Source organism: Corynebacterium pseudogenitalium, assembly GCF_024453815.1.
GTDB classification, from domain to species: Bacteria; Actinomycetota; Actinomycetes; order Mycobacteriales; family Mycobacteriaceae; genus Corynebacterium; species Corynebacterium pseudogenitalium.
This window is the reverse complement of the sequence record NZ_CP072934.1, coordinates 1,338,165-1,363,115: the sequence shown is the minus strand read 5'-3', so window position 1 is coordinate 1,363,115 and position 24,951 is coordinate 1,338,165. Positions and strand designations below refer to the sequence as shown.

The 24,951-nt window shown below is 55.5% G+C and carries 24 protein-coding genes and 7 tRNA genes; 17 read left to right on the top strand and 14 right to left on the bottom strand.

The genetic code is table 11. The features are described from left to right. Window positions 1–26: 26 nt before the first annotated feature. On the top strand, window positions 27–281 hold the full coding sequence (locus KBP54_RS06585; RefSeq protein ID WP_070363499.1) for a DUF3039 domain-containing protein: 255 nt from the start codon (window positions 27–29) through the stop codon (window positions 279–281). A gap of 65 nt (window positions 282–346) precedes the next feature. Continuing rightward, window positions 347–2,059, top strand: coding sequence for a DEAD/DEAH box helicase (locus KBP54_RS06580; RefSeq protein WP_070363498.1), 1,713 nt, complete (start codon window positions 347–349; stop codon window positions 2,057–2,059). A gap of 62 nt (window positions 2,060–2,121) precedes the next feature. Here KBP54_RS06580 and KBP54_RS06575 read toward each other — a convergent pair whose 3' ends face one another. Further along, the gene (locus tag KBP54_RS06575) at window positions 2,122–3,561 is read right to left on the bottom strand and encodes an RNA polymerase sigma factor (protein WP_070478953.1); all 1,440 of its coding nucleotides are present in this window, start codon (window positions 3,559–3,561) and stop codon (window positions 2,122–2,124) included. 210 nt (window positions 3,562–3,771) lie between these two features. Then, window positions 3,772–4,554, bottom strand: coding sequence for a polyphosphate--glucose phosphotransferase (gene ppgK / locus KBP54_RS06570; protein ID WP_070363500.1), 783 nt, complete (start codon window positions 4,552–4,554; stop codon window positions 3,772–3,774). 292 nt (window positions 4,555–4,846) lie between these two features. Here ppgK and KBP54_RS06565 point away from each other — a divergent pair, with 292 nt between their 5' ends. Further along, window positions 4,847–5,140, top strand: coding sequence for a DUF4193 domain-containing protein (locus KBP54_RS06565; protein ID WP_070363501.1), 294 nt, complete (start codon window positions 4,847–4,849; stop codon window positions 5,138–5,140). 26 nt (window positions 5,141–5,166) lie between these two features. On the opposite strand, the gene KBP54_RS06560 is transcribed toward KBP54_RS06565, so the two are convergent. After that, window positions 5,167–5,673, bottom strand: coding sequence for a DUF3093 domain-containing protein (locus KBP54_RS06560; RefSeq protein ID WP_070362354.1), 507 nt, complete (start codon window positions 5,671–5,673; stop codon window positions 5,167–5,169). Window positions 5,674–5,758: 85 nt separating this feature from the next. Between KBP54_RS06560 and dut the strand changes: the two genes are divergently transcribed. The 4 genes from dut (at window position 5,759) to dxs (ending at window position 10,441) form a co-directional block, all read left to right on the top strand. Then, entirely contained in the window at window positions 5,759–6,229 is a 471-nt protein-coding gene (gene dut / locus KBP54_RS06555) for a dUTP diphosphatase (protein WP_070362355.1), read from the top strand. Between the two features lie 84 nt (window positions 6,230–6,313). Then, window positions 6,314–7,177 (top strand): DUF3710 domain-containing protein, encoded by an 864-nt coding sequence (locus KBP54_RS06550; protein WP_070478954.1) that lies wholly within the window; start codon window positions 6,314–6,316, stop codon window positions 7,175–7,177. Continuing rightward, window positions 7,177–8,430, top strand: coding sequence for a class I SAM-dependent RNA methyltransferase (locus KBP54_RS06545; RefSeq protein ID WP_083290926.1), 1,254 nt, complete (start codon window positions 7,177–7,179; stop codon window positions 8,428–8,430). The genes KBP54_RS06550 and KBP54_RS06545 overlap by 1 nt, the downstream gene beginning before the upstream one ends. A 73-nt stretch (window positions 8,431–8,503) precedes the next feature. Further along, window positions 8,504–10,441 (top strand): 1-deoxy-D-xylulose-5-phosphate synthase, encoded by a 1,938-nt coding sequence (gene dxs / locus KBP54_RS06540; RefSeq protein ID WP_256005070.1) that lies wholly within the window; start codon window positions 8,504–8,506, stop codon window positions 10,439–10,441. A 12-nt stretch (window positions 10,442–10,453) separates the two neighbouring features. Here dxs and KBP54_RS06535 read toward each other — a convergent pair whose 3' ends face one another. Together KBP54_RS06535 and KBP54_RS06530 are read right to left on the bottom strand one after the other, a co-directional pair. Then, the gene (locus KBP54_RS06535; protein WP_070478958.1) at window positions 10,454–11,650 is read right to left on the bottom strand and encodes an HRDC domain-containing protein; all 1,197 of its coding nucleotides are present in this window, start codon (window positions 11,648–11,650) and stop codon (window positions 10,454–10,456) included. A gap of 17 nt (window positions 11,651–11,667) precedes the next feature. Next, complete coding sequence (locus tag KBP54_RS06530; RefSeq protein ID WP_070362359.1) at window positions 11,668–12,243, bottom strand: DUF3000 domain-containing protein; 576 nt, start codon at window positions 12,241–12,243, stop codon at window positions 11,668–11,670. Between the two features lie 189 nt (window positions 12,244–12,432). On the opposite strand from KBP54_RS06530, the gene hemQ reads away from it, so the two are divergent. Further along, on the top strand, window positions 12,433–13,134 hold the full coding sequence (hemQ, locus tag KBP54_RS06525; RefSeq protein WP_070362360.1) for a hydrogen peroxide-dependent heme synthase: 702 nt from the start codon (window positions 12,433–12,435) through the stop codon (window positions 13,132–13,134). 55 nt (window positions 13,135–13,189) lie between these two features. Here the strand turns inward: hemQ and msrB are convergent, their stop codons facing one another. From msrB to KBP54_RS06510, 3 genes are read right to left on the bottom strand one after another with little or no spacing between them, the layout of a single operon-like run. Beyond that, complete coding sequence (gene msrB / locus KBP54_RS06520; protein WP_070976779.1) at window positions 13,190–13,609, bottom strand: peptide-methionine (R)-S-oxide reductase MsrB; 420 nt, start codon at window positions 13,607–13,609, stop codon at window positions 13,190–13,192. After that, window positions 13,548–14,864, bottom strand: a complete 1,317-nt coding sequence (locus tag KBP54_RS06515) for a glycosyltransferase family 87 protein (RefSeq protein ID WP_256005068.1) — start codon at window positions 14,862–14,864, stop codon at window positions 13,548–13,550. Before KBP54_RS06515 ends, msrB begins: the two co-directional genes overlap by 62 nt. A 23-nt stretch (window positions 14,865–14,887) precedes the next feature. Then, window positions 14,888–15,643, bottom strand: a complete 756-nt coding sequence (locus KBP54_RS06510) for a pyrimidine reductase family protein (RefSeq protein WP_070479004.1) — start codon at window positions 15,641–15,643, stop codon at window positions 14,888–14,890. Between the two features lie 50 nt (window positions 15,644–15,693). On the opposite strand from KBP54_RS06510, the gene KBP54_RS06505 reads away from it, so the two are divergent. Together KBP54_RS06505 and KBP54_RS06500 are read left to right on the top strand one after the other, a co-directional pair. Continuing rightward, on the top strand, window positions 15,694–16,989 hold the full coding sequence (locus tag KBP54_RS06505) for a hypothetical protein (RefSeq protein ID WP_256005067.1): 1,296 nt from the start codon (window positions 15,694–15,696) through the stop codon (window positions 16,987–16,989). Beyond that, complete coding sequence (locus KBP54_RS06500; RefSeq protein WP_070976789.1) at window positions 16,979–17,953, top strand: asparagine synthase-related protein; 975 nt, start codon at window positions 16,979–16,981, stop codon at window positions 17,951–17,953. The genes KBP54_RS06505 and KBP54_RS06500 overlap by 11 nt, the downstream gene beginning before the upstream one ends. Window positions 17,954–18,061: 108 nt before the next feature. On the opposite strand, the gene KBP54_RS06495 is transcribed toward KBP54_RS06500, so the two are convergent. The 6 genes from KBP54_RS06495 to KBP54_RS06470 form a co-directional block, all read right to left on the bottom strand. Then, a tRNA-Gly gene (locus KBP54_RS06495) sits at window positions 18,062–18,137 on the bottom strand. A gap of 32 nt (window positions 18,138–18,169) precedes the next feature. Beyond that, window positions 18,170–18,241 (bottom strand) — tRNA-Val (locus KBP54_RS06490). Between the two features lie 5 nt (window positions 18,242–18,246). After that, window positions 18,247–18,320, bottom strand: a tRNA-Cys gene (locus tag KBP54_RS06485). 29 nt (window positions 18,321–18,349) lie between these two features. After that, window positions 18,350–18,425: transfer RNA gene (locus tag KBP54_RS06480), tRNA-Gly, on the bottom strand. 32 nt (window positions 18,426–18,457) lie between these two features. Beyond that, window positions 18,458–18,529, bottom strand: a tRNA-Val gene (locus KBP54_RS06475). A gap of 18 nt (window positions 18,530–18,547) precedes the next feature. Further along, window positions 18,548–18,623, bottom strand: a tRNA-Gly gene (locus KBP54_RS06470). Between the two features lie 211 nt (window positions 18,624–18,834). On the opposite strand from KBP54_RS06470, the gene KBP54_RS06465 reads away from it, so the two are divergent. The 7 genes from KBP54_RS06465 to pgsA all read left to right on the top strand — a co-directional run bounded on the left by KBP54_RS06465 (window position 18,835) and on the right by pgsA (window position 24,941). Next, window positions 18,835–18,906 (top strand) — tRNA-Val (locus tag KBP54_RS06465). A gap of 132 nt (window positions 18,907–19,038) precedes the next feature. Next, on the top strand, window positions 19,039–19,611 hold the full coding sequence (locus KBP54_RS06460; RefSeq protein ID WP_070362364.1) for a copper resistance CopC family protein: 573 nt from the start codon (window positions 19,039–19,041) through the stop codon (window positions 19,609–19,611). A 42-nt stretch (window positions 19,612–19,653) separates the two neighbouring features. Continuing rightward, complete coding sequence (locus KBP54_RS06455; RefSeq protein WP_252930848.1) at window positions 19,654–20,283, top strand: copper chaperone PCu(A)C; 630 nt, start codon at window positions 19,654–19,656, stop codon at window positions 20,281–20,283. A gap of 15 nt (window positions 20,284–20,298) precedes the next feature. Continuing rightward, complete coding sequence (locus KBP54_RS06450; RefSeq protein ID WP_256000240.1) at window positions 20,299–21,513, top strand: Dyp-type peroxidase; 1,215 nt, start codon at window positions 20,299–20,301, stop codon at window positions 21,511–21,513. A gap of 128 nt (window positions 21,514–21,641) precedes the next feature. Beyond that, window positions 21,642–23,711, top strand: a complete 2,070-nt coding sequence (gene thrS, locus KBP54_RS06445; RefSeq protein WP_256005064.1) for a threonine--tRNA ligase — start codon at window positions 21,642–21,644, stop codon at window positions 23,709–23,711. A gap of 20 nt (window positions 23,712–23,731) precedes the next feature. After that, on the top strand, window positions 23,732–24,283 hold the full coding sequence (locus tag KBP54_RS06440) for an ATP adenylyltransferase (protein ID WP_256005062.1): 552 nt from the start codon (window positions 23,732–23,734) through the stop codon (window positions 24,281–24,283). A 4-nt stretch (window positions 24,284–24,287) separates the two neighbouring features. Then, window positions 24,288–24,941: a phosphatidylinositol phosphate synthase gene (pgsA, locus tag KBP54_RS06435; RefSeq protein WP_256005060.1), complete on the top strand. Its 654-nt coding sequence runs from the start codon at window positions 24,288–24,290 to the stop codon at window positions 24,939–24,941. Window positions 24,942–24,951: the final 10 nt, after the last annotated feature.

Below are 24,951 nucleotides of genomic sequence, written 5' to 3'. Positions count from 1 at the left end.
TAAAAACTTTGCCAAAGTGGGGCATGATGGGAGTCGTGAATACGACGACGAAGACTCTTGAGCGCACAGACCTTCGGGAAGACACATCGTCAACAAATGATGATGGAACCCCCAAGTTTTTCCACTATGTGAAGAAGGATCAGATTTTCGATTCTGCGATTTCTGGAAAAGTCGTAGTCGCACTCTGTGGCAAGACATTTCCGGTGAAGAAGCAGGCGAAGCCTGGGTCGCCAGTATGTCCTGACTGCGAACGCATCTATAAGGGGTTGCGTCGGAAGTGACGGCTCCAGGTACGTCGGCCGGGCCTCAGCTGCGCGCATGGCAGCAAGAGGCCCTCGATTCGTTTATGCGCACCAAACCTCGAGACTTTCTCGCTGTAGCAACTCCTGGTGCGGGTAAGACGACGTTTGCACTGACACTAGCCAGCAAACTGCACGCATCGAAGGCAGTGCAGCGCATCATCGTCGTCGTACCAACAGAACACCTAAAACACCAGTGGTCCCAATCAGCAGCGAGGTTCGGCCTTTCGCTAGACCCAAACTTCACAAACTCATCTGCGGTAAACCCTGCCTATGACGGCATTGTCGTGACGTATGCGCAAATCGGTATGCACCCGTTCAAGCATCATGCGGTGGCCACTGCGAAGCGCAGTTTGGTGATTCTTGATGAGATTCACCATGCTGGTGACGCCAAAAGTTGGGGGGATGGAGTCTACGAGGCTTACAACGATGTCGAACACCGCTTAGCGTTGACAGGTACGCCGTTTCGCTCTGATGATTCCCAGATTCCGTTCGTCCGATACGTCGAAGACGGCGATGGGCACCTCGTTTCACAAGCGGACTACACCTATGGGTACTCCCACGCCTTGGCCGATGGCGTCGTCCGCCCAGTTGTATTCCTGGCATATTCCGGCGAGGCACAGTGGAAAGACTCCGCCGGGGAAGAGTATTCCGCAAGGCTTGGTGAGCCACTGAATGCCGAGCAGACCGCGCGTGCCTGGAAAACTGCCCTAGATCCGAAAGGGGACTGGATCAAGGCAGTCCTCCAGGCGGCACATACAAGGCTGAAAAAACTTCGTACGAATATGCCGGATGCCGGAGGCCTCGTCATCGCTACGAACAAGACGACAGCACGCGCCTACGCCAAGATCCTCTCCAGCATTTCGAGCACGCCCGTTACGGTCGTGCTCTCAGACGAAGCCGGGGCATCCGACCGCATCGACGAATTCTCCGCGTCCACCGACGAATGGATGGTCGCAGTCAGAATGGTCTCTGAGGGAGTCGACGTTCCTCGCCTCGCTGTCGGAGTATATGCAACATCAGCATCGACACCACTGTTTTTCGCGCAGGCAATCGGACGATTCGTACGCTCACGCATGCCAGGCGAATCCGCCTCCGTTTTTCTCCCGTCGGTCCCGGTTCTGCTCCGCCTCGCGGAAGAAATGGAGGTGTCACGCGACCACGTTTTGGGCAAACCACACCGAGAATCAGGGTGGTCCGACGAACTACTAGCCCAAGCAAACCAAGTTCAAAACGAACCAGACGACAACCCTTCGTACGAAGCCATCGGCGCATCAGCCGAGCTAGACTCTTTAATTTTCGACGGCTCCACCTACGGCACACCCACCGTCGCAGGATCCGCAGAGGAACAAGACTTCCTAGGCCTTCCAGGGCTGCTTGACGAAGAACAGGTCAAGACTCTGCTCCGCAAACGCCAAAGCGACCAACTAGATGCCCGAGAAGCAGAAGAAAAAGCGCGAAAGGCTGCCGAGCGCCAAGCACGCGAGCGTGCTGAAGTACTAGGAGAGCACTTGGCTCCCACTCAGCCGTCCAAGCAAACCTCCGCGCCGGGTAGCAGCGAGGAGGCATCAGTGGCGGCTGATGAGATTCCCCAGTTGAGAAAGGAACTCAACGCTCGCGTTTCAATCGTCGCTGGAAAGACGGGTCGCCCGCATGGTGCGATCCATACGGAAGCGCGTAAAGCGTGTGGTGGTCCGCCGACCGCGCTGTGCAATGCGGAACAGCTGCGGGCGCGTATTGCGTACTTACGAGATTGGTAATACACGAAACCGGTAGGAGAGTGGACCTCCTACCGGTTATTGCTTACTACGTAGAAACGCATTTAATCGAGGTAATCGCGCAGCACCTGTGAACGCGACGGGTGGCGAAGCTTCGACATCGTCTTGGACTCGATCTGCCGGATGCGTTCGCGTGTCACACCGTACACCTGGCCGATTTCATCTAGCGTGCGAGGCATGCCATCGGTCAAGCCGAAGCGGAGCCGCACGACGCCGGCCTCACGCTCGGAAAGTGTGTGGAGGACATCCTGAAGTTGGTCCTGAAGAAGCGTAAAGGAAACAGCGTCGACTGCCACAACGGCTTCGGAGTCTTCGATGAAATCACCGAGTTGGCTGTCGCCTTCATCGCCGATCGTCTGATCCAATGAGATCGGCTCACGGGCGTACTGCTGGATCTCCAACACCTTCTCTTCGGTGATGTCCATCTCTTTTGCGAGTTCAAGCGGTGTAGGTTCGCGTCCAAGATCTTGTAGAAGCTCACGCTGGATACGGCCAAGCTTGTTGATGACCTCGACCATGTGCACCGGGATGCGAATGGTTCGAGCCTGGTCTGCCATGGCACGTGTAATTGCCTGGCGGATCCACCACGTTGCATAGGTGGAAAACTTGTAGCCCTTGGAATAGTCGAACTTTTCAACTGCACGGATGAGACCGAGGTTGCCCTCCTGGATGAGGTCCAAGAAGGCCATACCGCGACCGGTGTAGCGCTTTGCCAGCGAAACCACGAGTCGAAGGTTAGCTTCGAGCAGATGGTTCTTCGCCTTGCGACCGTCTCGGGCGACGGCGCGGAAGTCGCGCTTAACCGCAGGGGTAAGGCGTGCTTCCTTGTCTCCCTCCTCAGCTGCACGGGCCATCTCGTCGAGTCGGTGTTGCGCGTAGAGACCAGCTTCAATGCGCTTCGCGAGAGAAACCTCCTGCTCAGCATCGAGCAGAGCAACCTTACCTATTTGCTTCAAATACGCACGGACAGAGTCCGCAGATGCGGTGAGCTGAGCGTCCTTGCGGGCTTGGCGAAGTGCAGCAGATTCCTCGATATCCCAGACAGAAGATCCGTCGTCTTCCTCGTCTTCTTTTTCCTCGTCGTCATCACCAAGATGCTCGTCAAATTCTTCGTCATCTTCTTCAGCCGTCAGCGGGTCGAAGTCCTGCTCCTGGTCAGAATCGTCGAGCGATTCGTCCGTTTCTTCCAGCGCGGAGTCGTCGCTGGTGACCTCATCAGTTGCGGGTGAAGCAGCCTTCTTTGCGGCGGTTTTCTTTACTGTCTTCTTCGCTTTCTTAGCTACCTTTGACGCCTTTTTCGCGGTTTTGCGTGCTGTTTTCTTCGCAGTCTTCTTGGCGGTCTTTTTGGCAGCCTTTTTGGCGGTTTTCTTGGCTGCTTTTTTGGTGGCTTTCTTGGCGGTCGTTGTGCCGTCGGTTACGCCGCCGGAAGTGCTCTCTGCCGCATCGTTGACGGAGTTTTTGCCTGAAGCTTCGCTGGCTACCACGTACGCCCTTTCGCCTTTGTGAACTGATTGATGCTTTTGCGGACACCGAGACTTCCTCCAACAATGGATGGAAAGAAAGTCACTCTGGTGAAAGCAGACCAGCAAACGCCGGTCTGCCTTCCTAGCGTACGCAAACTGTGCTGATTTTTCAGAACGCCTATCTTAACAGCATTGTCAAGCTGCTTTGTGTTAGACGCCGAGTCTCGCTAGTTACGGTGCGAGGTGCTCATTGGCCGCCATCGCTGCTCCGACAATGCCTGCTCGGTTGCGAAGAGTGGCCACGACGACAGGAGTGTCGACAGTCAATAGAGGGACCCATTTGTCAGATTTCCGCGAGATGCCACCACCGACGACGAAACACTCTGGATTAAACAGTCGCGCGTATTCGTGCAGCACCTTATCAACTCGCTTCGCCCACTTCTTGAAGCTCAGGTCTTCCCTCTGCTTTACAGCTGAGGAGGCGACGTGCTCTGCTTCCTTCCTATTGACGATTAAATGGCCAATTTCTGTGTTAGGGAAGAGGTGCCCATTAACCAGGAACGCTGAACCAATACCAGTGCCAAACGTGAGGAATATGACAGAACCGTTTCGGGCTCGTTCATTGCCAAAGGCAACTTCAGCAAGCCCCGCGGCGTCGGCGTCGTTTAATACAGTGACAGAGCGCTCAGGGAGATGCTGCTCAAAGAGCTCATGCACATCGGTGTCGATCCACGACGGGTCGATGTTAGCTGCGCTCTTTGCGATCTGATGCTGAATCACCGACGGCAGCGTTACTCCCACAGGGCCGTCCCATTCGTGGAGACGGACGATCTCTGCGACTGTTGATGCAACAGCTTCAGGTGTAGCTGGCTGAGGAGTTGCGATCTTGATCCTGTCGCCGACGAATTCTCCGGTTTTGAGGTTGACGATGGCGCCCTTGATTCCAGAACCGCCGACATCGACGCCCATACCATAGTGCTCTTGGGCACCATCAATTCCACTTGTTGTAGTCATAACATTGAGCATACAAAAGGTGTGCTCATTGCGCATGTAGGAAAATATTTAGGAGCGCGGTACCTAGAACGAGCGGGTTGACGTCGCTGTACTTTAATTAGCTATAAAGCCTTTGATGTGTAGGGAACCCGTGGGTATTGGCCTGCTGACCTTGTAATATGACATATAGCTTTGTGTGCTTTATTATTCGGCTCCAAACCAATAAAAAGGCTGAGGCTCATCTATAGGAAGCGTATCTCCTCAACGGGCCTAGGCATTGCTGAACTTGACTACTCCTGGAGGCACCACCACCATGGCGACCGATTACGATGCACCGCGTAAGCGCGCAGAAGACGAGCTTGAGACTGACTCCCTCGAGGGCTTGAAGGCTGCGGAGGTTGCGGGCAGCAGCATGGATGATGACGGTGAAATCGTTGAACCGTTTGAACCGCCACTTCAAGATCTGTCTGGTGAGGAACTGAACGTTGAGGTAAAGCCTCGCCAAGATAACGAATTCACTTGTGCGTCTTGCTATTTGGTTCAGAAAAAGAATCGGCTGGCTTACGAAACCGAAGACGGCCAGAAGATTTGCCTCGACTGCGAGTAGTAGCGAGCAACGCAGTCGCGCGATCCCTAGGCGGTCCGCTGCTCAGGCAAAAACATTCCGAGGATTTTCTCCGGTTCTTTCGCAGCAATTAGCCAGTAGGGGGTTGGGTCCTGAGGATCGTCCAAGACAAGCAGAATATGTTCTTTCACCCAACCATGCGATACCAAGAAAGCAGCTGGGTCTAACTGTCGTCCGAGAGCATTTCGCTTCGCTGATGCAGGGACAACCATAGATCTGCTGACAACGGTGTTGGGTAAGTTGGCGTCGTCAACGACGAGCCAACGAGTGCCGTCGCTGTCTTGCTCGACCGCAATTGTAGTTTTCGAAAGCCATGTCAAGAACCAAAAAACTAAACTTCCGATAACGAGCACGGGGATAATAAACCACCAAATATTGCGGTTGAGCGTAAGTTGTGCCCCGATGAGCAGCGTTAATGCTGCACCGATGATCCACCAGTACCAAGGCACCCATTGACGCTCCGTATATAAGACTTTGGAACCACTGGATGCCGGTGCGTTTTGGTTGCTATTCATACCCTCATCAACTCGTCAATTCGATGTACTCCCGAATACGTTACCCAATAACACTAGGCGAAATTATCTTAAGAATGCACACGCAATGGAATCCCGTAAGGTGTATGAAGTGACCTCTCTTGAACCAATTTCAGTAAAACGTCTTGATCCAGACATGCCGCTTCCTAAACGAGCGCATGAAGGTGACGCCGGGGCGGACCTTTACTCCTCGGAAACACGGACATTGGCTCCCGGCGAACGGGCGCTCATCGGCACCGGAATTGCTGTCGCGTTGCCCATGGGAACTGTCGGGCTCATTCATCCTCGTTCGGGACTCGCTGCCAAACACGGGATTTCTATTGTGAACACGCCAGGCACCATTGATGCCCAGTATCGAGGGGAGTTGAAGATTTGCCTTCTTAATACCGACCGTGAATGTTCGTTTACAGTTGAACGAGGAATGCGGATTGCTCAACTAGTGGTGCAAAAAGTCGAGTTGGTTGACTTCGTCGAAGTTTCCGAGCTTGACGATACCCAGCGTGGTGCCCAAGGATACGGATCAACGGGGCTCGCCTGAGGCCACATTGGGCCCGTACTAGAGTAATTCTCACCCGAAGAAACTTTTTTGAAATACACAACTTCACTCGAAAGGTGATCACCCATGGCATGGTGGCCATTTGGTAAAAAGAAGAAAGACCAGCAGAAGGAAGACGCTGCCCCCGCTCAGACGGAGGCAGAGACCAACGACGATCTAGAGGTCACAGCACCAAAGTCTCAGGACACGGGGATTGCAGCGGATACTGATCCATCCCAGACTCCATCAGCCACTGGTACTCTTGCCGATTATGATCCAATCAGTGGATCTACCGGTCCGTTCGACGGCGACAACGTCGACATTGAGGAGTTCGATTTTTCTGACTTCTCCCAGGTGAACCTCAACCTCGGATCAATGCAGATTCCGCTGCCAAAGGATTCGCAGGTGCAGGTTGAAATGGGCGAGAACGGCCCGAAGATGGTGCACATCGTTACCAGGTACGGTCGCATCACTCCGGTTGCTTTCGCTGCACCGCGTAACGGCGGCCTGTGGGCCGAATCGGCAGAAGAAATTGCCGAGGGCATGAAGAACGAGGACATGCCTGTCGAGTTTGAAGAGGGCCCCTGGGGAACCGAAATCGTTGGTACTGGCGCTAACGGTGTGATCCGCATCATCGGTGTTGAGGCGCCTCGATGGCTGTACCGTGTCACGTTGGCCGCTCCGGCGGGAATGGAAGAACAGCTTGCTGAGCTCGGGCGGGAAGTCGTAGCACGCAGCTTTGTTTACCGCGGTCCGGACCCAATTTTGGCGGGTAACTCTTTGCCAGTCGTCCTGCCTGCGCAGTTGGCTCGGCAGGTGCAGCAGGCTGTACAGGAGCGGGCTGCGCAGGAGTCGCAGCAGCAGAGCCCACAGGCTGGAAACCCGAACGCCCTGAGTGACGCGCTGAAACAGATCATCGCACAAAACAACGAAGCGAATAAGAATAATTAATGAGTGCCCAACCATCGCTGACACCAGGCGACAGCATTCAAGTCACATTCCACGCCTTTGCTCACGGCGGTGAGGCTATTGCCCTTGCCAATGACGGACGAGTTGTCTTCGTGCAAGGCGCTCTACCTGGAGAAACAGCGACCGTCAAACTGCTGAAAGTGAAAAAGCGGTGGGCTCGCGGTGAACTGCTCGAGATACAACAAACTTCACCAGATCGAGTGAAGGTAGGATGTCCTGCTGCTGCGGCAGGTGCGGGCTGCTGCGACTTTGCGCATATGAGTGAATCTCTGCAGCGGGCCGCCAAAACAGAGGTACTTGTTGGACAGCTTGAAAAAATGGCACGTCCATCTGGTGTGCTTGATGGCATTGATCTCACCGCCATTTCGGTTCAGGCTTTAGCGCCTACGACCGGATGGCGGACGCGTATCCGACTCGGCACTGATGCGCAGGGGCGTGCCGGTTTCAGGAAAGCACGTTCCAATGACGTCGTCGCCGAGCGTTGTACTCAGGCGATGCCGGAACTGTTTGACGGGATTGTTGGCGATGGGGCACGACGATTTACTCCTGGGTCTGAGATAGTCGTCGTCATCGATTCTCTCGGGAACCGGCATGTCGTTGAAACGAGCAAAGTCCAACGCGGACGGCGCGTGGAACGAATAGACCGTACGGTTGAAGGCTCCGGCAACATCGTAGAAATGGTCGGAAACGATAGGTTTGAGTTTCCGGCGACTGCGTTTTGGCAGGCGCACCGTAGTGCACCGTCGGCATATGCAGATCTGGTGCGTGAGTGGTCCCTTGCGGGGAGGCCTTATCAGAACAATTCCGGTTGGGACCTCTATGGCGGAGTAGGGCTCTTTGTTCCATCCATGTCCGCGGCACTCGGTGGTGGTCCGGTTGCAACCGTCGACTATTCGAAGTCCGCGATGGCGCATTCTCAGCCTGCACTTGCAAGCCTCGACGTCAACAAAGTCAACTCCCGGGTAGAAACAGGAATTCGATCCTTGCCCCCCGCGGGCCTGGTTGTGCTCGACCCTCCTCGAACTGGTGCTGGAGACAAAGTGATTCATGATATCGCAGCGGCGAGTCCGCAGCGAGTGATTCACATTGGGTGCGATCCGGCAACATTTGCTAGAGATTTAGCAAGTTGGGGAGCATGCGGATATCACGTAACTGAGATAAAAGTCATCGATGCATTTCCAGGAACGCATCACTTTGAAACGCTTGCATGCCTGGAGCCTCTGCGTCCTCATTAGGAATGGGGCGTGCGCCCCGCAAGGTGTAAACTAGCGTCAACTATTGCTTGTTCTAAAGGAGAAGTAGAGGACCGTGGGACTGATAGGTAAACTCAATTCGCCAGCGGATTTGAAGTCGTTGGCGCCTGGGGAATTATCAGATCTCGCTGATGAAGTACGCCAGTTTTTAATTGAGAAGGTGTCAGCAACGGGAGGTCACCTGGGGCCGAACCTCGGCGTTGTCGAGTTGACAATTGCACTGCATTACGTATTCGACTCGCCAACGGAACCGGTCGTTTTTGATACCTCTCACCAGTCGTACGTGCATAAAATTCTGACCGGGCGTGCTGGTCAGTTTGATTCCTTGCGTCAGAAAGACGGTCTTTCTGGCTATACCTCGCGCTCGGAGTCGGAACATGATTGGACTGAGTCATCGCACGCGAGTGCTTCGCTTTCAATTGCAGATGGCTTAGCGAAAGCCAAGTACATTCAGGGCAAGGGCGACGAAAATGTTGTCGCCGTCGTCGGTGACGGTGCACTGACAGGTGGGATGTGCTGGGAAGCGCTGAACAACATTGCAGCCGCAGAACGCAACGTAGTCATAGTCGTAAATGACAATGGTCGCTCGTATTCGCCAACTATTGGTGGTTTTGCGAACAACCTGACTCGCCTTCGTGATCAGCTCGCAGCTTTGCGCATGAAACCCGGCTACGACGACGTAATGGAATCCGGTAAGAAGACCCTCAAGTCGATGGGTTGGGTCGGAGAACGGACGTTTGAAGCGCTTCATGCGCTGAAAGAAGGAGTGAAGGCCCAGGTTATCCCAACAGAGATGTTCCCGGAGCTGGGGATGAAGTACGTTGGGCCAGTAGAAGGTCACGACCTCACGGCGTTGCTAAGCGCTTTCGAGTACGCGAAGACCTACGAGGGGCCCTTGATTGTGCACGTTGTGACTGAGAAAGGCCACGGCTTCGCCCCCGCAGTTAACAACATCGCCGACCAAATGCACTCCACTGGTGCGATTGACCCTGTTACAGGAGAAACTCTGAAGAAGTCCAAGCCAGGGTGGACATCAATTTTCACCGAGGAACTTCTCGACGCCGCTAGGACTCGACGTGACATTGTCGCAATCACGGCCGCTATGGCTGGGCCGACAGGCCTTGCACCGTTCGCAGAGGAATTCCCTGATAGATTTTTTGATGTCGGTATTGCGGAGCAGCATGCGATTGCCTCTGCCAGCGGGCTTGCTCTCGGGGGACTGCACCCCGTTGTCGCGGTCTACTCCACATTTTTGAACCGAGCTTTCGATCAGCTCCTGATGGACGCAGCACTTATCAAGCAGCCGTTGACTGTAGTGCTCGATAGAGCGGGCGTCACTGGTACGGACGGCGCAAGCCACAACGGCGTGTGGGATATGGCGCTGACGTCAATCGTCCCAAATATTCGTGTCGCGGCGCCTCGGGATCCGCAGCAGCTAAGGGAACTGTTTAGGGAAGCTCTGACTGTTAAGGACGGGCCAACTGTCGTCCGCTTCCCTAAGGGGAACGTCGGCGAGAACCGAGCAGCTATTAAGCGGCTTCCAGGAGGCGTCGATATTCTTCGAGAGCCATCATCGACTGCGCAGAATGATGAAAGTGACCAGACAGTTGATGTGTTGATTGTTGCAGTGGGAGTTTTTGCGGATTCGGCACTACGGGTCGCTGAACGATTGGAATCGGACAATGTTCGAGTTACCCTGGTAGATCCTCGTTGGGTTGTGCCTGTTTCCCCTGATATTCTCGAGCTTGCGGTTGGGTCCGACCTTGTCGTGGTGTATGAAGACGGGATCGTGCATGGAGGCGTTGGTTCAGCAATTGCAGAAGCGTTGTCCTACGCTGAAATCGACACACCGCTGCGGCATATTGCATTTCCTCAGGTGTTCCCAGAGCACGCTTCCCGGGAACAGATCTTTGAAGAATTCGGTATGGACGAGTCAGCTGCGACGAAAAAGATTCGCGAGTGGGTACGCGGCCTTGAGGACCGCGATCAATAAGGCACTCGCTGCCTAGCGGCGAGGTTCCGGCTGTTCCGCCACGAAAATAGGTGCTAGGAAGTCTATTTGCCATTCGCGCAGTCCCATCTGCTTGAGCAGGGGACGGGTGTATTCCATTGGCCAATCTAGACGTTCGTGGAAGGCGGTCCATATGGTCCGTTCGAGGACCTTGTTCGTCAAAATCAGCTCTTTGCGGATCTTAAGAGTCTCGGCGATTTCGGCGACCCGATTGTTTATGTTTTGTCGCGTACGTAGCGCCACTTTGTTGTGCCTTGTCCACTCCCAAATGCTTTTCCTAGTAGGTAAGCGAAGTTGTTCCCTCAGTGCGGTTTCAAATGGGGATAACAGCGCATCATGGATTGTCTCGAGCCAGAAGTATGGATAGGTGGTGAGCGCATGGGTTGCACCGTCAAACGCCAGCAATTCGTCAACGGTCGTTGGGCGGGACTGAGCCAGTGGTACCAGCATCTTGTTCGGAAGTACTAATCCCGGAGCTATGTCTTGGTCGTAGGCAAAACAATCGCGAGCATCCCAAAGCCACTTCGTCAAAGTGAGCTCGAGATCCGACAATTTGTCCGAAACCTGGGGTATATCGAGCCAAGAATGTTTCTTTACCCCCGGGTTTGAACGCGTAGCTACCAAATGAGCAAATTCTTGATTCGCGTATTCAAGTTTGCCTTGCATATCGAGGAGGTGTACTAAGGCCTGTTCAAGGTGGGGCAGGTAAATAACGTCCTGCGCTGCGTACTCGAGCATTGAGTCGGTCAGTGGTGTCTGTGACCAATCGGCATCGCCGTGCTGCTTGGGAAGTGAGACTTGGCAAAACTCCTTTACCAACACGCCAAGTTTGGTTGCTGGGTAGCCTGCAAATCGTGCTGCAAGTTCGGTATCGAAAATAGTGGACGGGCGTAATCCTAATTGCGCGAGACACGGTAGATCCTCTCTCGCCGCGTGTATTACCCACTCCTGATCATTGCAGACTGGTGCAAAGTACTGTTCGAACTCGTCTCGATAGTGCTCAGGGGCAATGAGGAACGTTCCCGCGTCTTTGCGGTAGATCTGTACGAGGAATGCTCGGTCATCGTAGCGGTACGCGCCGGCTCGTTCGGTATCGATACAAAAAGGACCAAGTCCTTCGGCTAATCGATCAGCTACCTCGGCAAACTGCGATGGATGATCGACAAAGGTGTAGGACAAATTCACTTCCATGCGTACACATACTAATGCTACGAAATGGTTCGCACACCTTCGGGTGGCAGACCCGCCACTAAACTGAGGACATTTGCAAACGCTTCCACATGTGATGACAGATCAATTCCTTCAGCTGTCCAAGATGCGCGCATCTCCAATTGGTACGCCCGCGGAGGGCCGCCAATCTCCCCGTAGCGGACGGAAGCTGTGGAGGTTACCGTACCTCCAAGGTTGGTAAACCCGGCCCCATTGCCATCGAGCGACTCGTTAAGCCACTGCCATGCCACATCGGGGAGAAGTGGATCCGCCGCGACAGCATCGTCCATATCTGCCTGGATATAGGCGACTAGTCGCATTGAACCCTCCCAGGCCTCTTCGGCGTCGGGGGAATGAAGCAGGATGAGGCGACCGAACGCGTCACCTTGGTCTGGCTTGGTCTGGATAACCTCAAGCCCAACGGCGTGGCTAAACGGTGCAGGCCGCTGAGGAGGCCGAATGGTACCGATGGAGATTTCTGGGCGCACTTGAGCCTTATGCATCGATTCGACCGCTGCGGTGAACTCCGCAGGAGTCGACGCGCTCTCGCTTGGGGAGGTGGTATCCGAGTTCATCACGCCAACCAAGCTAATGAGGATGCGGCTTTGAGGGGGCGAGGCGCGCCGTATATTGGTTGGCAAGATTCAGCGTTTGCAGCGAAGTGTACACTGAACTAGTACTTTCGTTTGATGTATGTTTTTATAGCGACGGTTGGTCGCCTTGGCATCCAACGTGTTTCCGTGAATCTCAGAAGGAGAGTTTAAATGGCGAAGCTTGACTACGAAAAGCTGAACGCAACCCAGCGCTACCTGCAGTACGCGGTATTTCGTGCGATCCCAGGTGCACTTGGTACCGAGCGCGACGAAGTTATCGCAGAAGCGGAAAAGTTCTTTGAGCAGCTCAAAGAGGAAGGGAAAGTTGTCGTACGTGGTATCTATGACAACACTGGTATTCGGGCTGACGCGGACTTCATGATCTGGTGGCATGCGGAGGAATTCGAGTACATCCAGGATGCACTCGCGCGATTCCGCCGTGACACCGCGTTCGGTCAGCTGTTGGAGGTTTCGTGGCTCGGTAATGGAATTCACCGCCCTGCGGAGTTCAACAAGTCGCATCTTCCGAGCTTCATCATGGGGGAGGATCCGAAGGACTGGATTACGGTGTACCCATTCGTTCGTTCATACGACTGGTACGTAATGGAGCCTGAGAAGCGTCGCAAGATCCTAATGGAGCATGGCATGGCAGCACGCGACTATGCAGACGTTCGTGCCAACACCGTCGAGGCCTTTGTCCTTGGCGACTATGAGTGGATGCTTTCGTTCGAGGCGGACACGCTGGAGCGTATTGAGTCACTTATGAAGACGATGCGCTACACAGAAGCGCGCCTTCACGTCCGAGAAGAAATCCCGTTCCAGACCGGTCGCCGCGTCGCAAGCATTGCTGACGTCATAAAGGTTCTGCCGTAGCTGGCATTGCGAAATCAAAAACTCCCTCAGCGCATCTCGGCGCTGGGGGAGTTCTTTAATCGTCCTTTCTTGGGGCATCAAACTTCAGAGAAATTGAATTGATGCAGTATCTCTGATCGGTTGGTGTGTTGAAACCCTCACCCTCGAATACATGCCCCAGGTGGGAATGGCATTGAGCGCAAAGCACCTCAGTTCTTACCATTCCGAGAGAGTAATCGGCTCGCTTGATGACGGCGGCTTCGCTATCAGGAGCGTAGAACGCTGGCCACCCGCAGTGGGCGTCGAACTTCGTTGTAGAGCGGAACAACTCTGCGCCGCATGCACGGCACACGTAGATGCCTTCTTCGAAATGGTCGGTGTACTCACCAACTCCAGGTGCTTCGGTGCCGGCTTGCCGAAGTACACGGAATTCCTCAGGGGCGAGGTGAGCTTTCCACTCTGCTTCCGTCATCTGCTGAAAACGATTCTCTGTCATGAGGGTCTCTTTCGCCTTTCTTTGTTGTGAACACTGTTGTGAGTACCCAGGTGGCCGTCGATACGATGAACACAGCCCAACCCAATGTGGGGAGGAATGTAGTAATCCAGTTCCCGATGAGAGGGTTTCGAAGTGTCGTCCATTGTAACGGTGCAAGGCAGAAAAATAGTCCGATCCAGGGGCCGCTGGTGTGCATTGGGCTTCGTGCTGAAAGTACAGTGAAAGCCGCCGGGAAGAGCATCATCGAGTAGTAAGCCTGGCCGAGGGACGAGAGCAAACATACACCCGCGAGTAACACCGTGGAGCTAAACGTGAGCCATAGGAGCTCGTCTGACCAGCGCCAGCGGGCAAGCCCTAGGACCGCTATAGCGACAGTGATGCCGAAAAAGACGAATAGTGCGTCGTAGAACTGCGCTGGAAGTCCAAAGTAAGTCGTGAAGCCGGCAAGCGATGAATTGGCATAGTCGCGGGTGATCTTTAGGTAGGGGACGACGACATCGATGTAATCGCGGGCGCCCGGTGTCATTGGCCATGCGACAACGTTGAAGAGCACGGGAACTAGGACACTCGGTACGACGCAACGCCAGCGGAGTTGCATGAGTGGCAACACCACCAAGGGGGCAAACATCGGCTTGACCAGTATGGCGAGGCCTAGGCAGACGCCGGCTAACACAAAGCGCCTGTGAGTATAGCTATAGAGGAATACGGTAAAGAGGAGCAGCAATACACCATTGATGTTCGAAAAGACGAGTGTGTTCACAACTGACTCGGTGCAGAAACTGAGCACGATGCTGATAGGTAGCATCGGGTGGCTCAGCGGTTTTCTACTGAGCTTCGTGAGGATTCCAAGTGCCGCAAGAATGGCGGCGGTGTTTACTAAAACAAAGAGTGGACGGATCAGCGAGGCGTCGTCAAACAGGCCCAAAGGTGAGAGCAGTAGCGTAGCTCCAGGATTGTAAAGATAGTGCGGATCGACGTGGTGATACACCTCGTTGTAGACGGGGACGCGCTCGACGAAGCGACGGGTGGCAGCCCACACGGTGGTGAAGTCGTCGGTCTGGGAGCCGTGCCTTGCAAGAACGGCAACGCGGTGGATGATGAGCAGAAGTGCCAGTGGCCAGGCAGCTGCGTTAGCGGCGGTTTGTAGCGTGCGCGTTGCCGCTGTGGTGTGCGAGCCATTCTGTGGGGCAGGAGCGGTCCAGATGTTGTTCAGGCGCTGCGCCCAGGCGGGGGGAGTGTCTTGTGCGTTTGTCACTTGCATAACAGTACCGAATGCAGTTACCCCTCGTGGGAAGCAGCAGTGCCCCACAGACGGTAGCGCACGAACATCGTCGAGTCCTCGCTCACCCGCACGTCTTCGAGCTCGAGCGGGGTGGCATAGTCTCCACCTCCGCCGAAGAGGGGCTTTTCTACCTTGCCTTGCAACGTAGGGTCGATGGTCAGGTGCAAAATGTCACCGAGCCCAGCAGTCAGGAGCATGTCGTAGAGTCCAGGTCCGCCCTCGCAAACGATGCGGTTAAAGCCCTGGGCGTGCAGGGCATCGATAATTGAGCGTGCAGTGCCATCGCCAGTGGACAGAATGCGGCCGCCCGCGTGCAGGAGTGCTTCTCGACGCTCGGCGAGCTCCGGATCGTCGACGTGGTGCTCCGGAGCGAGGAAAAGCGGAGGCACCTCCGTGTCGTAAAACAACTGTGTGTCCACGTCAAACTCGAAGCTTTCGGTGATGATCGCAAGCGGTGGGACCTCCGCCTGCCCGCGGGACCGACGTTCGGCCTTGTCCTCGTCGGTGCACTTGACTCCGAAGTAGTTTTCCGCCCGCGCGGTGCCTCCACCGACTAAGACAGCGTCGGACCACACACGCAGCAGGTTGAGCAGCGCGGCATCGATGGCGTTGCCAAGGGAGCGGGAGGTGCCATCGAGAGATGCCGCGCCGGAAAGTGTCATGACCGCAAGCAGACGCAGTTCCGGGACTGAAGCGGGCAGCACAGTGCCCAGCAATTCAGCTGGTTCGAAAGTGCGGCTCGCGTCTATCATGGCGTCAAGCGTACACATCTGACTGCCAGGATTTTAAAAGGAGACAGCACGTGCTCGATCGTTTTCCGCTCGTGGAAGAGGCGCAGCGGGTATGGATAGGTGGCGAACACCCTGACCGGCTCTTCGCAGCGCTCTTTGACTCAGACGTGGCAGATGCCGACTGGAAACAGCAGGTCTGCGTACTTGCAGACGCGGTGTTTGGTGAGACCGTCTACCGTGAAATCGATGCGTTTGAAGCGATGTTCAACGCCGTGACCGACGCAACGTGGAAGGCACGTGAGCGCTGCCTCGGTGAGCACAACGAGGAATGGCTTCGGCTGTTGCCGGAATGGGCAAGGCAGTCTCGCACTGCAGAGTTCGCGCTCATCCTTATCGAGCTGCAACTCCATCGCTTCAACTTCGACCACGATGGCATCCGGCGCGTACTCGATATGGCGAACGATGCGCCCCTGCGCTTCCACAACCTGTCGGTGACCGTCAACCTCAACCAGGTTTTTCTCACCTTCGCCAGGCTGCTCTCGGGTCGTAGGATTGACCCGCAGCACGTCTTCGACGCCGTGGGAGCCCCACCCAGCGACGGGAACGAGCATGCCGTTTCTCAGCTGGAACAAGTGCCACTGAAGCTCAAACATCTCATGCTCCACGGGTTGTGGCTCTACCCAGACACCGAGTATGGGGAGCAAATACTCGCCTTCTCTGAGGCAATCTTGCGCTATCACTCGCCAAACGACTACATCGCGCACTACCGGCGTGCCGAGGGATACCGCCGCATGGCAGCCATCGAAGCAGCACCACGCTCCGACGTGTTCTCGGGACACACGGTTCGTTCCCGGGACGACTTTTACGCCGAGGCACTTCACTCTGTGCAGATGGCCATTAAGAACCTACCCGCGGATGCCACAGCGCTGCACGGGGAGTTCGTCTCCTACCGGATGATGATTGCCACCGAACGGCAGGTACAAAACTCCATTCAAGGACGTGTAGATGCAGAGCTTGCGCACGTCGGCGCCGAAGTAGAGCGGATGTCGGAGAGGATTGAAGCAGAGTCACGCAACAGTCTCTTACGGAGCATAGAGATTCTGTCTGTCTTCCTCGCTGTCATTGGGGTGCTGTCTTTCAACATCTCGCTCGCAGGGCTAGAACAGATTGGCACCTTTGAACGCTTCGGCCTGATCCTTACCGCCGGGGTCATCCTGGGCGCATTCTCCTGGATGGTGCACGTGGCGGTCTACCGCCATACGCACGCCGAACCGGTGGTGATGAAAACGCGACGGAAACAAATACGAGAGCTGCAGCAGCGAATTGCAGCGCTTGAGGAAAGGACGAAAATTGGCTGTGACGGATAAAGGCTGCGAATACGTCGCCGACGAGCGCAGCATCGAGCCAGGTACATACGAGATCACCGAATATGCGCCAGCTAAACACGCTGTCGTCGACTACCTGCGTGCACGCCTCACAGCGGTGCTCGGGCGCTGGCCGGGGCGCCCCACTCTCATGCTCTCCGGCGGCGTCGACTCGATCCTCATCGCCGCGGTGCTCGCCCAACTGCGTACCGACGTCCTCGCGGTGACGTTCAGTCAAGACTCCTCGCAACAGGCAGCGGAGGAGACCAAGGTGGCGAGTGAGGTGGCCCGCGCACTCGGCTTCGAGCATCACGTCGTCGCCCCACGCGGGGAAGCGCTGGAGACGCTGCTCAAGGAAACCATCGAGCGCCTCGACACCGTGGAACCTTGGGAAGTGCTCTCTGGGGCCATTTTGGTAGCCATCGACACGTACAGGCAGGAGTATCATGCCGACGGCGCACTCATCACAGGGGCAGGTGCGGACGCACTGTTTCTCGGCGGAAAAACCATCGATACAGCAGCCAACAATTACCTCCAACTGTGGGATGACCAGGTACGCCGAGGGATCAAGGCAAACTTCACCAGGCAACGTTTCATCCCGGACTTCTACGAGCGCCTCATCGCAGACCCCGAGCGCCACATTCAGGTTTGGCAGACACACGAGGCAGTCGATCTCGCACTGCGCATCCACCCACGAGTCATCCGTGGGGCCGACATCGCACAAGACAAGGCGCTCTTCCGTCGCATCGCTGCAGACATGGGAATCAGTCCGGAACTCGTGCAGACCACGAAAAACCCGATGCAAGTCTCATCAGGAGGCGTAGACGCCATTGTCACGCTCGTACGGGAACAGCTGACGCGCCGGGCGGGGGAGAAGACGTACTCCGACCCGATGAGGGAACCGTTGGAGTTTACGGTGGCTCGCATGTTCCTCGAACAGCTGAAAACCCAGGCGCGCGGTGAGTAGGAGGCCCCCGTCCCTAGATATATGTGGGCCAAGGCACACTGAAACCGCGGCGTCCAACCGATATGAGAAAACTCACGCCCTCGGGAATCCCGAGGGCGTGAGCCTATGTGGAGCGGATGACGAGACTCGAACTCGCGACCCTCACCTTGGCAAGGTGATGCGCTACCAACTGCGCTACATCCGCATGCACATTTTGAAAAGAGCTGTGCGGCTCTGTGCGCGATACTGGGATCGAACCAGTGACCCCTACCGTGTCGAGGTAGTGCTCTACCGCTGAGCTAATCGCGCGAGGTTGGAGGTGGATACGGGAATCGAACCCGTGTACACGGTTTTGCAGACCGTTGCCTAACCACTCGACCAATCCACCGTGAGTACCTCCGAAGTACTGAAAGTACTTGGAGCGGATGACGAGACTCGAACTCGCGACCCTCACCTTGGCAAGGTGATGCGCTACCAACTGCGCTACATCCGCATGCACATTTTGAAAAGAGCTGTGCGGCTCTGTGCGCGATACTGGGATCGAACCAGTGACCCCTACCGTGTCGAGGTAGTGCTCTACCGCTGAGCTAATCGCGCAGAGTGTCTAAAGACACTTGGAGCGGATGACGAGACTCGAACTCGCGACCCTCACCTTGGCAAGGTGATGCGCTACCAACTGCGCTACATCCGCATGCTCTCCGGAAGCGGAACCTCCGTTGTGCGTGAACAAACATTATCTGTTGGCTCTAAGTTTTCCAAATCGCCAGCACAGGGCCGGTCTTGGCAGGTGCGTACGATGGTGAGGCGCTGGGTTGGCAGGGAAATTGCTGTTACTCGGTGAAAGTGTTGCTGTACTGCGGATTCGTTGAAGGAGTGGAGGGGGTGTAAAGTAGTTCGCGTTCGGTCCTATGGCTCAGTGGAAGAGCGTTCCGTTCACACCGGAAAGGTCGCTGGTTCGATCCCAGCTAGGACCACTGAATGCCCGCCTTGCGGGCATTTTCGCTTTCTATGGTCCGGCACTGGGCATGCTGGGGAACTAATCCGCCATTCGTTACGACTAATGTTGTACTGGTTTACAGTCAGTTCATTTTGTAGGAGGGATCCGAATGTCCAAAGCAGGACAAAGGGTACAGCGAACGGCATGGGCTATATTGAGTGCCGTATGTGTAGCTTCTGCGTTGGCCGGATCAGCGGAGGCACATGATGCCGTTATTGGGGGAGATCCATCAAACGGGTCCGTGGTAGCCGAGTTTCCGAAAGAGCTGTCGTTGGAGTTCTCGGGTCAACCCCAGGAAGGCTTCAACACGTTCGCGCTGTCGCGGGTATCGGACAACGAGATCCTCTTTACTGGAGAGCCAGTGCTCGACGGACGATTTGTGTCCCTTGAACTTCCAGAGAAAGTTCGCGAATCTGGTGACAAAGTGCCAGGAGAGTACCGGATCGGATTTCAGATTGTCTCTTCAGATGGGCACGCCACTAAAGGGATGACAACGTTTACATATGCGCCGGAAGGTTCACAAGTTGTCGATGAAACTATGGAAGATTCCGTGCCAACCGGAGAAGTGAGCGGTTCTTCATCCAGTTCCTTTAGCTGGCTTTTTGTCGGCGGACTAATCCTGCTTCTTTTCGGTGCTGTAACGGCACTTTTACTGCGTCGCGGCTCCTTGAGCAAAGATTGAGCCAGTACATACACAAGTTTTTAGCAACGACTAAGGAGAAATATGAAAAACATTTGCACTGCAGCTATTTCGGCACTTGGTGTCGCCGCTCTTGCCCTGACGGCTTGCTCGCCATCGCAGGAAAACCCGTCGACATCTGCGCCAACCGCTGCAGAGACAACAACCGTGGAGTCCACTACGACTGCTGCTCCAGACAATGACAAGCTTCAGGGCGAAGGCGATATCCGCGTTGAGTCCGCGGCTATTCGTGCGAAAGCAGAAGCAGGCGCGGAAGACGGAAAGTCCATGACCGGGTTCTTCGGTACGCTGCACAACACCTCTGACAAGGACATTCACATCGTTGGCTTCACTACGTCACTCGGCGACGCCACCTACGAGATCCACGAGGTGGTAGATGGAGTCATGCGCGAGAAAGAAGGCGGCATCGAGATCCCCGCCGGTGGGACATATGAGCTCAAGCCTGGCGGTGACCACTTCATGATCATGGGCTTCGACCCTGCAATTCCGGCAGGCGACGTGGTCGATGTAACGCTTGAGTTCGCCGACGGAACCGAGGAGCAGATTCCAGACGTAGCCGTTCGCTCTATGCTTCCGGGTGACGAAGACTATGGTGAGCACGGGGAGCTCCAGGGGCACCAACATGGGTCCATGGGGGAAGGCCACAACCACTAATTGAAGGAAAGTCGAATGCCTGTCAACCGTCGTCATTTTCTCGCCGGGACTCTGAGTGTTGCTGCCGCCGGGGCAGCCACAGCTTGCGCGGAAAGCCGCGATGCTGTGGTGAATGCTCAGCAAGAGCCTGCGATAGACCTTGCCACAGCAACGGTTCCGTTTGACGGCATACACCAGGCAGGCATTTCGACGCCTCAACAGTCCTCACTAAATCTGATTGGTTTCAATTTTAAAGATGGCGTCGATAAGCCTGCGATTGCTCGATTGATGCGACTGTGGACTGAGGATGCCCGTGCGTTGACAGCCGGCGAAAACCCGTTGGCCAGCCTGGAACCAGAGATGACGGAACACCCCGCAAACCTCACCATTACCGTGGGGTTGGGAGAGAAGTTTTTTGATATCGCCGCGCCTGAGAGCAAACCGTCGTGGCTCCACGACATTCCGGCGCTCTCGCGAGACGAGCTTTCACGGAAGTGGGGCCAGACTGACGTGGTGTTGCAGATTTGCTCAGATGACCCACTGATGTGCGCATGGGCGATGCGTCATATGGTGCGAGCTGGCGTCGATTATGTAGCTACCGCGTGGGTGCAGCAAGGGTTCATGAATAACCCTGCTGTACACCGCGAAGGAACCACGCCACGGAATCTCTTTGGACAGATTGATGGCACGGTAAACCCTCACACTGATGAGGAATACGACGCCCAGGTGTGGGCAAAAGGCGCTGCAGAGTTTGAAGGTGGAACGTCGATGGTGGTTCGTCGAATAGCGATGAACCTTGACACCTGGGAAATGCTCGACCGGACATCCCGTGAAGAGGCCGTCGGGCGCAGGCTAGACAACGGAGCACCCCTTTCGGGCGGCGAAGAGTTCACTCCGGTAGATCTGGAAGCGCGGGACGAATATGGCCTGCCAAAGGTCGATAGAAACTCGCACGTTGCCAGGTCAATGGCGCCTGAAGGGCACCCGGAGCAGAAATTTAAACGGCGCCCTTATAACTACAATTTGCCGCCTGAGCCTGGGCAAGAACAGCTGTCCAACGCTGGCTTAGTGTTCATTGCATTTCAGGAAAACCCAGATACGCAATTCACTCCGGTCCTCAAAAGGCTCGATGAGGCTGACCGACTGAATGAATGGATCACGCACATTGGTTCGGCGGTGTACTGGATACCACCGGGCACGCAGGCGCAAGATGGTGCTCCGAGTTTCTGGGCCGAGTCACTACTCGCGTAGTGAACGCGGTATGATTTTTGCCATGTTTGCCGACCTCAATATTTAAAGGTTCCGGCGAGCTTGTACGAATCCAGCTGGGTGCGTCCAGGTATGACGTACCTCATTGAAGCGCAAAGGAGCGCACGAACATGACGAATAACGACCAAACCCACCATGCAGCCCAGGCCTTTACGGTCCCGGCGAACACTCCTGCCGGGGTTGCGATGCGCGAATTGTCGCTGCCGAATAAGGGCCCGGAGGCGGTTGTCTGCGTGCAGTCTGAAGACGGGTCGTTGAAGGACCTGTCATTTACGCCGGATGTAGACACCACAGTAACTCCAGTCACCGCGAACACTGAGCTGGGTCGGTCTGTGATTCGCCACTCGTGTGCTCACGTGTTGGCGCAAGCAGTGCAGATTGAGTTTCCGGGGACGAAGTTAGGCATTGGGCCAGCCATTGAGGGTGGCTTCTACTACGACTTCGACGCAGCTGAACCGTTCACACCAGAAGACTTGAAGCTGCTCGAGCGCCGAATGAAGAAGATCATCAAGCAGGGCCAGAAGTTTGTTCGTGGAGTCTACCCGTCGGCTGAAGCGGCAGCAGAGGACCTAGCTGATGAGCCGTACAAGCTTGAACTCGTGCAGGACAAGGGAAACGTGGACCCTGACTCGGACGAAGCAACTGAAGTCGGCCACGGGGAACTCACCCACTACGACAATGTGAATCCACGGACGAATGAAGTCGAGTGGCGCGATTTGTGCCGCGGGCCTCACGTGCCAACTACTAAGTACATTCCCGCGTTCGCACTGACACGTTCGTCAGCTGCGTACTGGCGTGGCAACCAGAATAACGCCGGGTTGCAGCGTATTTACGGCACCGCCTGGGAGTCGAAAGAAAAGCTCGATGAGCACATGTTGATGCTTGCAGAAGCAGAGAAGCGCGACCACCGTCGTCTTGGCAATGAGCTCGATCTTTTCTCCTTCCCGGAGGAAGTTGGGTCTGGCTTGCCGGTATTCCACCCGGATGGAGGAATTATCCGGATGGTGATGGAGGAACACTCCCGCCAGCGTCACCTCGAGGCAGGTTATTCATTCGTCAACACCCCACACTTGACGAAGGGTGAGCTGTTCGAAAAATCTGGACACCTGGACTGGTACGCCGACGGCATGTACCCACCGATGCAGCTCGACGGCGAGACCGACGACGAAGGCAATGTGACCAAACAGGCAGTCGATTACTACGTCAAGCCTATGAACTGCCCTATGCACAACCTCATCTTCGATTCACGTGGACGCTCGTACCGTGAATTGCCACTGCGACTATTCGAGTTTGGTACCGTGTACCGCTACGAAAAGTCCGGCGTGGTGCATGGCCTGACTCGTGCACGCGGTTTTACTCAGGACGATGCCCATATCTACTGCACCGAGGAACAGCTTGAAGACGAGCTGACGAGTGTGTTGGAGTTCATTATTTCCCTGCTCAGGGACTATGGGCTTGATGATTTCTATCTGGAGTTGTCCACCAAGGATCCCGAGAAGTACATCGGTGATGATGATATCTGGGAGCGTTCAACGAGCATCCTAGAATCAGTTGCTACCAAGTCTGGGCTCGAGCTTGTTCCGGACCCAGCAGGTGCAGCGTTCTACGGGCCAAAGATTTCCGTACAGGCTCGCGACGCCATCGGTCGTACCTGGCAGATGTCCACGGTTCAGCTCGACTTCAACCTGCCTGAGCGTTTCGGTCTTGAGTACACATCCTCAGACGGAAGCAAGAAGCGACCAGTCATGATTCACCGTGCACTCTTTGGATCAATTGAGCGATTCTTCGGCGTGCTGCTTGAGCACTACGCCGGTGCATTCCCGGCTTGGCTGGCACCGCACCAGGTTGTAGGTATCCCCGTTGCTGACGATTTCGCTGGTCACCTTGACGGCATCATCCAGCAGCTGCGGGCACGCGGCATCCGAGCTGAGGTCGACCATTCCGATGACAGGATGCAGAAGAAGATTCGGACGCACACCACTCACAAGGTTCCGTTCATGCTGCTCGCTGGCGCGCGTGATGTGGAGGCAAACGCTGTAAGCTTCCGCTTCCTCGACGGCACCCAAATTAATGGAGTCGGCGTCGACGAGGCTGTCGAGCTTATCACCAACTGGGTGGACGAAAAGTTCAACGAACAACCAACGAAAGAGCTGGTTGAACAGCGCCAGGCTGACCAGTAGAAGTAGAGAGGCGCTCAGAAATGTATGAGGACATTGGAGTTGGTACTCCAGACAGACTTCAGCGTCTTTGGGCGCCGTACCGTTCGAAGTACATCGCGTCAACGCCACGCGATGAGAAGGGGTCAAGTGATCCTTTCGTGCAGATTCCTTCGATGAGCGATGAAGAGGGGCTCATCGTGGCTCGAGGGGAGACCGTCTACGCGGTGCTGAACCTTTATCCGTATAACGCTGGGCATATTTTGGTCGTGCCGTACCGTAAGGTGGCGGAGATTGAAGCCCTGACTGCGGGGGAATCAGCCGAGCTTATGAGGTTCGTAACGCTCGCAGTGAAAACGCTCAAGGCGGTATCAGACCCCGAAGCGATAAACGTTGGCATGAATTTAGGCAGGGCCTCCGGAGGCTCTATCGGAGATCATCTACACGTGCATGTGGTCCCGAGGTGGGCAGGGGACTCAAATTTTATGACAGTCATCACTGGCACCAAGGTGCTTCCGCAGTTGCTGCGTGAAACGCGCCAGCTACTAGCAGAGAGCTGGAAAGAAGTGTCGGCTCAACAGACTGGAGGGGAGTAGGCAGATGCTCAGTGTTCATGGACGAAAGCCTGCCGCCGTTGTCGTAGAACCGGTCGCCACTGCATTGCTTAAAGCTGGTCTAACACCGAATTGGACAACGCTTGGTGGAACAGCGCTCACTGTGTTGGTAGCCGTCGTGCTCATTCCAACTGACCATCTTGTTTTGGCAGCTATTCTGAGTGGTCTTTTCGCGGCTTTTGACATGGTGGATGGCACGATGGCCCGTCTCCGCGGGGGAGGGACTGCTTTCGGAGCTACGCTTGACGCAAGTTGTGACAGGATTACTGACGGAGCGCTCTTCGGTGCCATCGTGTTCTGGCTGGTGTACGTAGATCAAGCTTCTCCGGCGCATGTCGCAGTTTGCCTTGCGGTACTAGTACTCTCCCAGGTGATTAGTTACGTTAAGGCGCGCGCGGAGGCCGGGGGTATCAAGATTGTCGGCGGGCTGGTTGAGCGGCCTGAGCGTCTTCTCATCGCGCTTGTCGCGCTGGGATTTGAAGGCTTCGGTGTGCCGTACGCCATTGAATGCGGGCTTTGGCTGCTGTTTTTCGGCTCGATATATACGGTTGCGCAGCGACTCGTTATTGCAGCGAAGGATCCTGCATCAAAGCGGCAGATTGCCGCGCCAGCAGGAGCTAAAACGCTTGGGTCGCGCTAGGACCGAAGCG

Coding starts and splice junctions, on each gene's coding strand:
- KBP54_RS06510 (WP_070479004.1), bottom strand. CDS start 15,643: ATGATAGACGCGAGCCGCACTTTCGAACCAGCTGAATTGCTGGGCACT.
- KBP54_RS06560 (WP_070362354.1), bottom strand. CDS start 5,673: ATGAATAGCAACCAAAACGCACCGGCATCCAGTGGTTCCAAAGTCTTA.
- KBP54_RS06565 (WP_070363501.1), top strand. CDS start 4,847: ATGGCGACCGATTACGATGCACCGCGTAAGCGCGCAGAAGACGAGCTT.
- KBP54_RS06530 (WP_070362359.1), bottom strand. CDS start 12,243: ATGAACTCGGATACCACCTCCCCAAGCGAGAGCGCGTCGACTCCTGCG.
- hemQ (WP_070362360.1), top strand. CDS start 12,433: ATGGCGAAGCTTGACTACGAAAAGCTGAACGCAACCCAGCGCTACCTG.
- KBP54_RS06450 (WP_256000240.1), top strand. CDS start 20,299: ATGCCTGTCAACCGTCGTCATTTTCTCGCCGGGACTCTGAGTGTTGCT.
- KBP54_RS06455 (WP_252930848.1), top strand. CDS start 19,654: ATGAAAAACATTTGCACTGCAGCTATTTCGGCACTTGGTGTCGCCGCT.
- dut (WP_070362355.1), top strand. CDS start 5,759: ATGGAATCCCGTAAGGTGTATGAAGTGACCTCTCTTGAACCAATTTCA.
- KBP54_RS06550 (WP_070478954.1), top strand. CDS start 6,314: ATGGCATGGTGGCCATTTGGTAAAAAGAAGAAAGACCAGCAGAAGGAA.
- KBP54_RS06585 (WP_070363499.1), top strand. CDS start 27: ATGGGAGTCGTGAATACGACGACGAAGACTCTTGAGCGCACAGACCTT.
- KBP54_RS06580 (WP_070363498.1), top strand. CDS start 347: ATGCGCACCAAACCTCGAGACTTTCTCGCTGTAGCAACTCCTGGTGCG.
- KBP54_RS06545 (WP_083290926.1), top strand. CDS start 7,177: ATGAGTGCCCAACCATCGCTGACACCAGGCGACAGCATTCAAGTCACA.
- KBP54_RS06460 (WP_070362364.1), top strand. CDS start 19,039: ATGTCCAAAGCAGGACAAAGGGTACAGCGAACGGCATGGGCTATATTG.
- ppgK (WP_070363500.1), bottom strand. CDS start 4,554: ATGACTACAACAAGTGGAATTGATGGTGCCCAAGAGCACTATGGTATG.
- KBP54_RS06535 (WP_070478958.1), bottom strand. CDS start 11,650: ATGGAAGTGAATTTGTCCTACACCTTTGTCGATCATCCATCGCAGTTT.
- pgsA (WP_256005060.1), top strand. CDS start 24,288: ATGCTCAGTGTTCATGGACGAAAGCCTGCCGCCGTTGTCGTAGAACCG.
- thrS (WP_256005064.1), top strand. CDS start 21,642: ATGACGAATAACGACCAAACCCACCATGCAGCCCAGGCCTTTACGGTC.
- KBP54_RS06440 (WP_256005062.1), top strand. CDS start 23,732: ATGTATGAGGACATTGGAGTTGGTACTCCAGACAGACTTCAGCGTCTT.
- msrB (WP_070976779.1), bottom strand. CDS start 13,609: ATGACAGAGAATCGTTTTCAGCAGATGACGGAAGCAGAGTGGAAAGCT.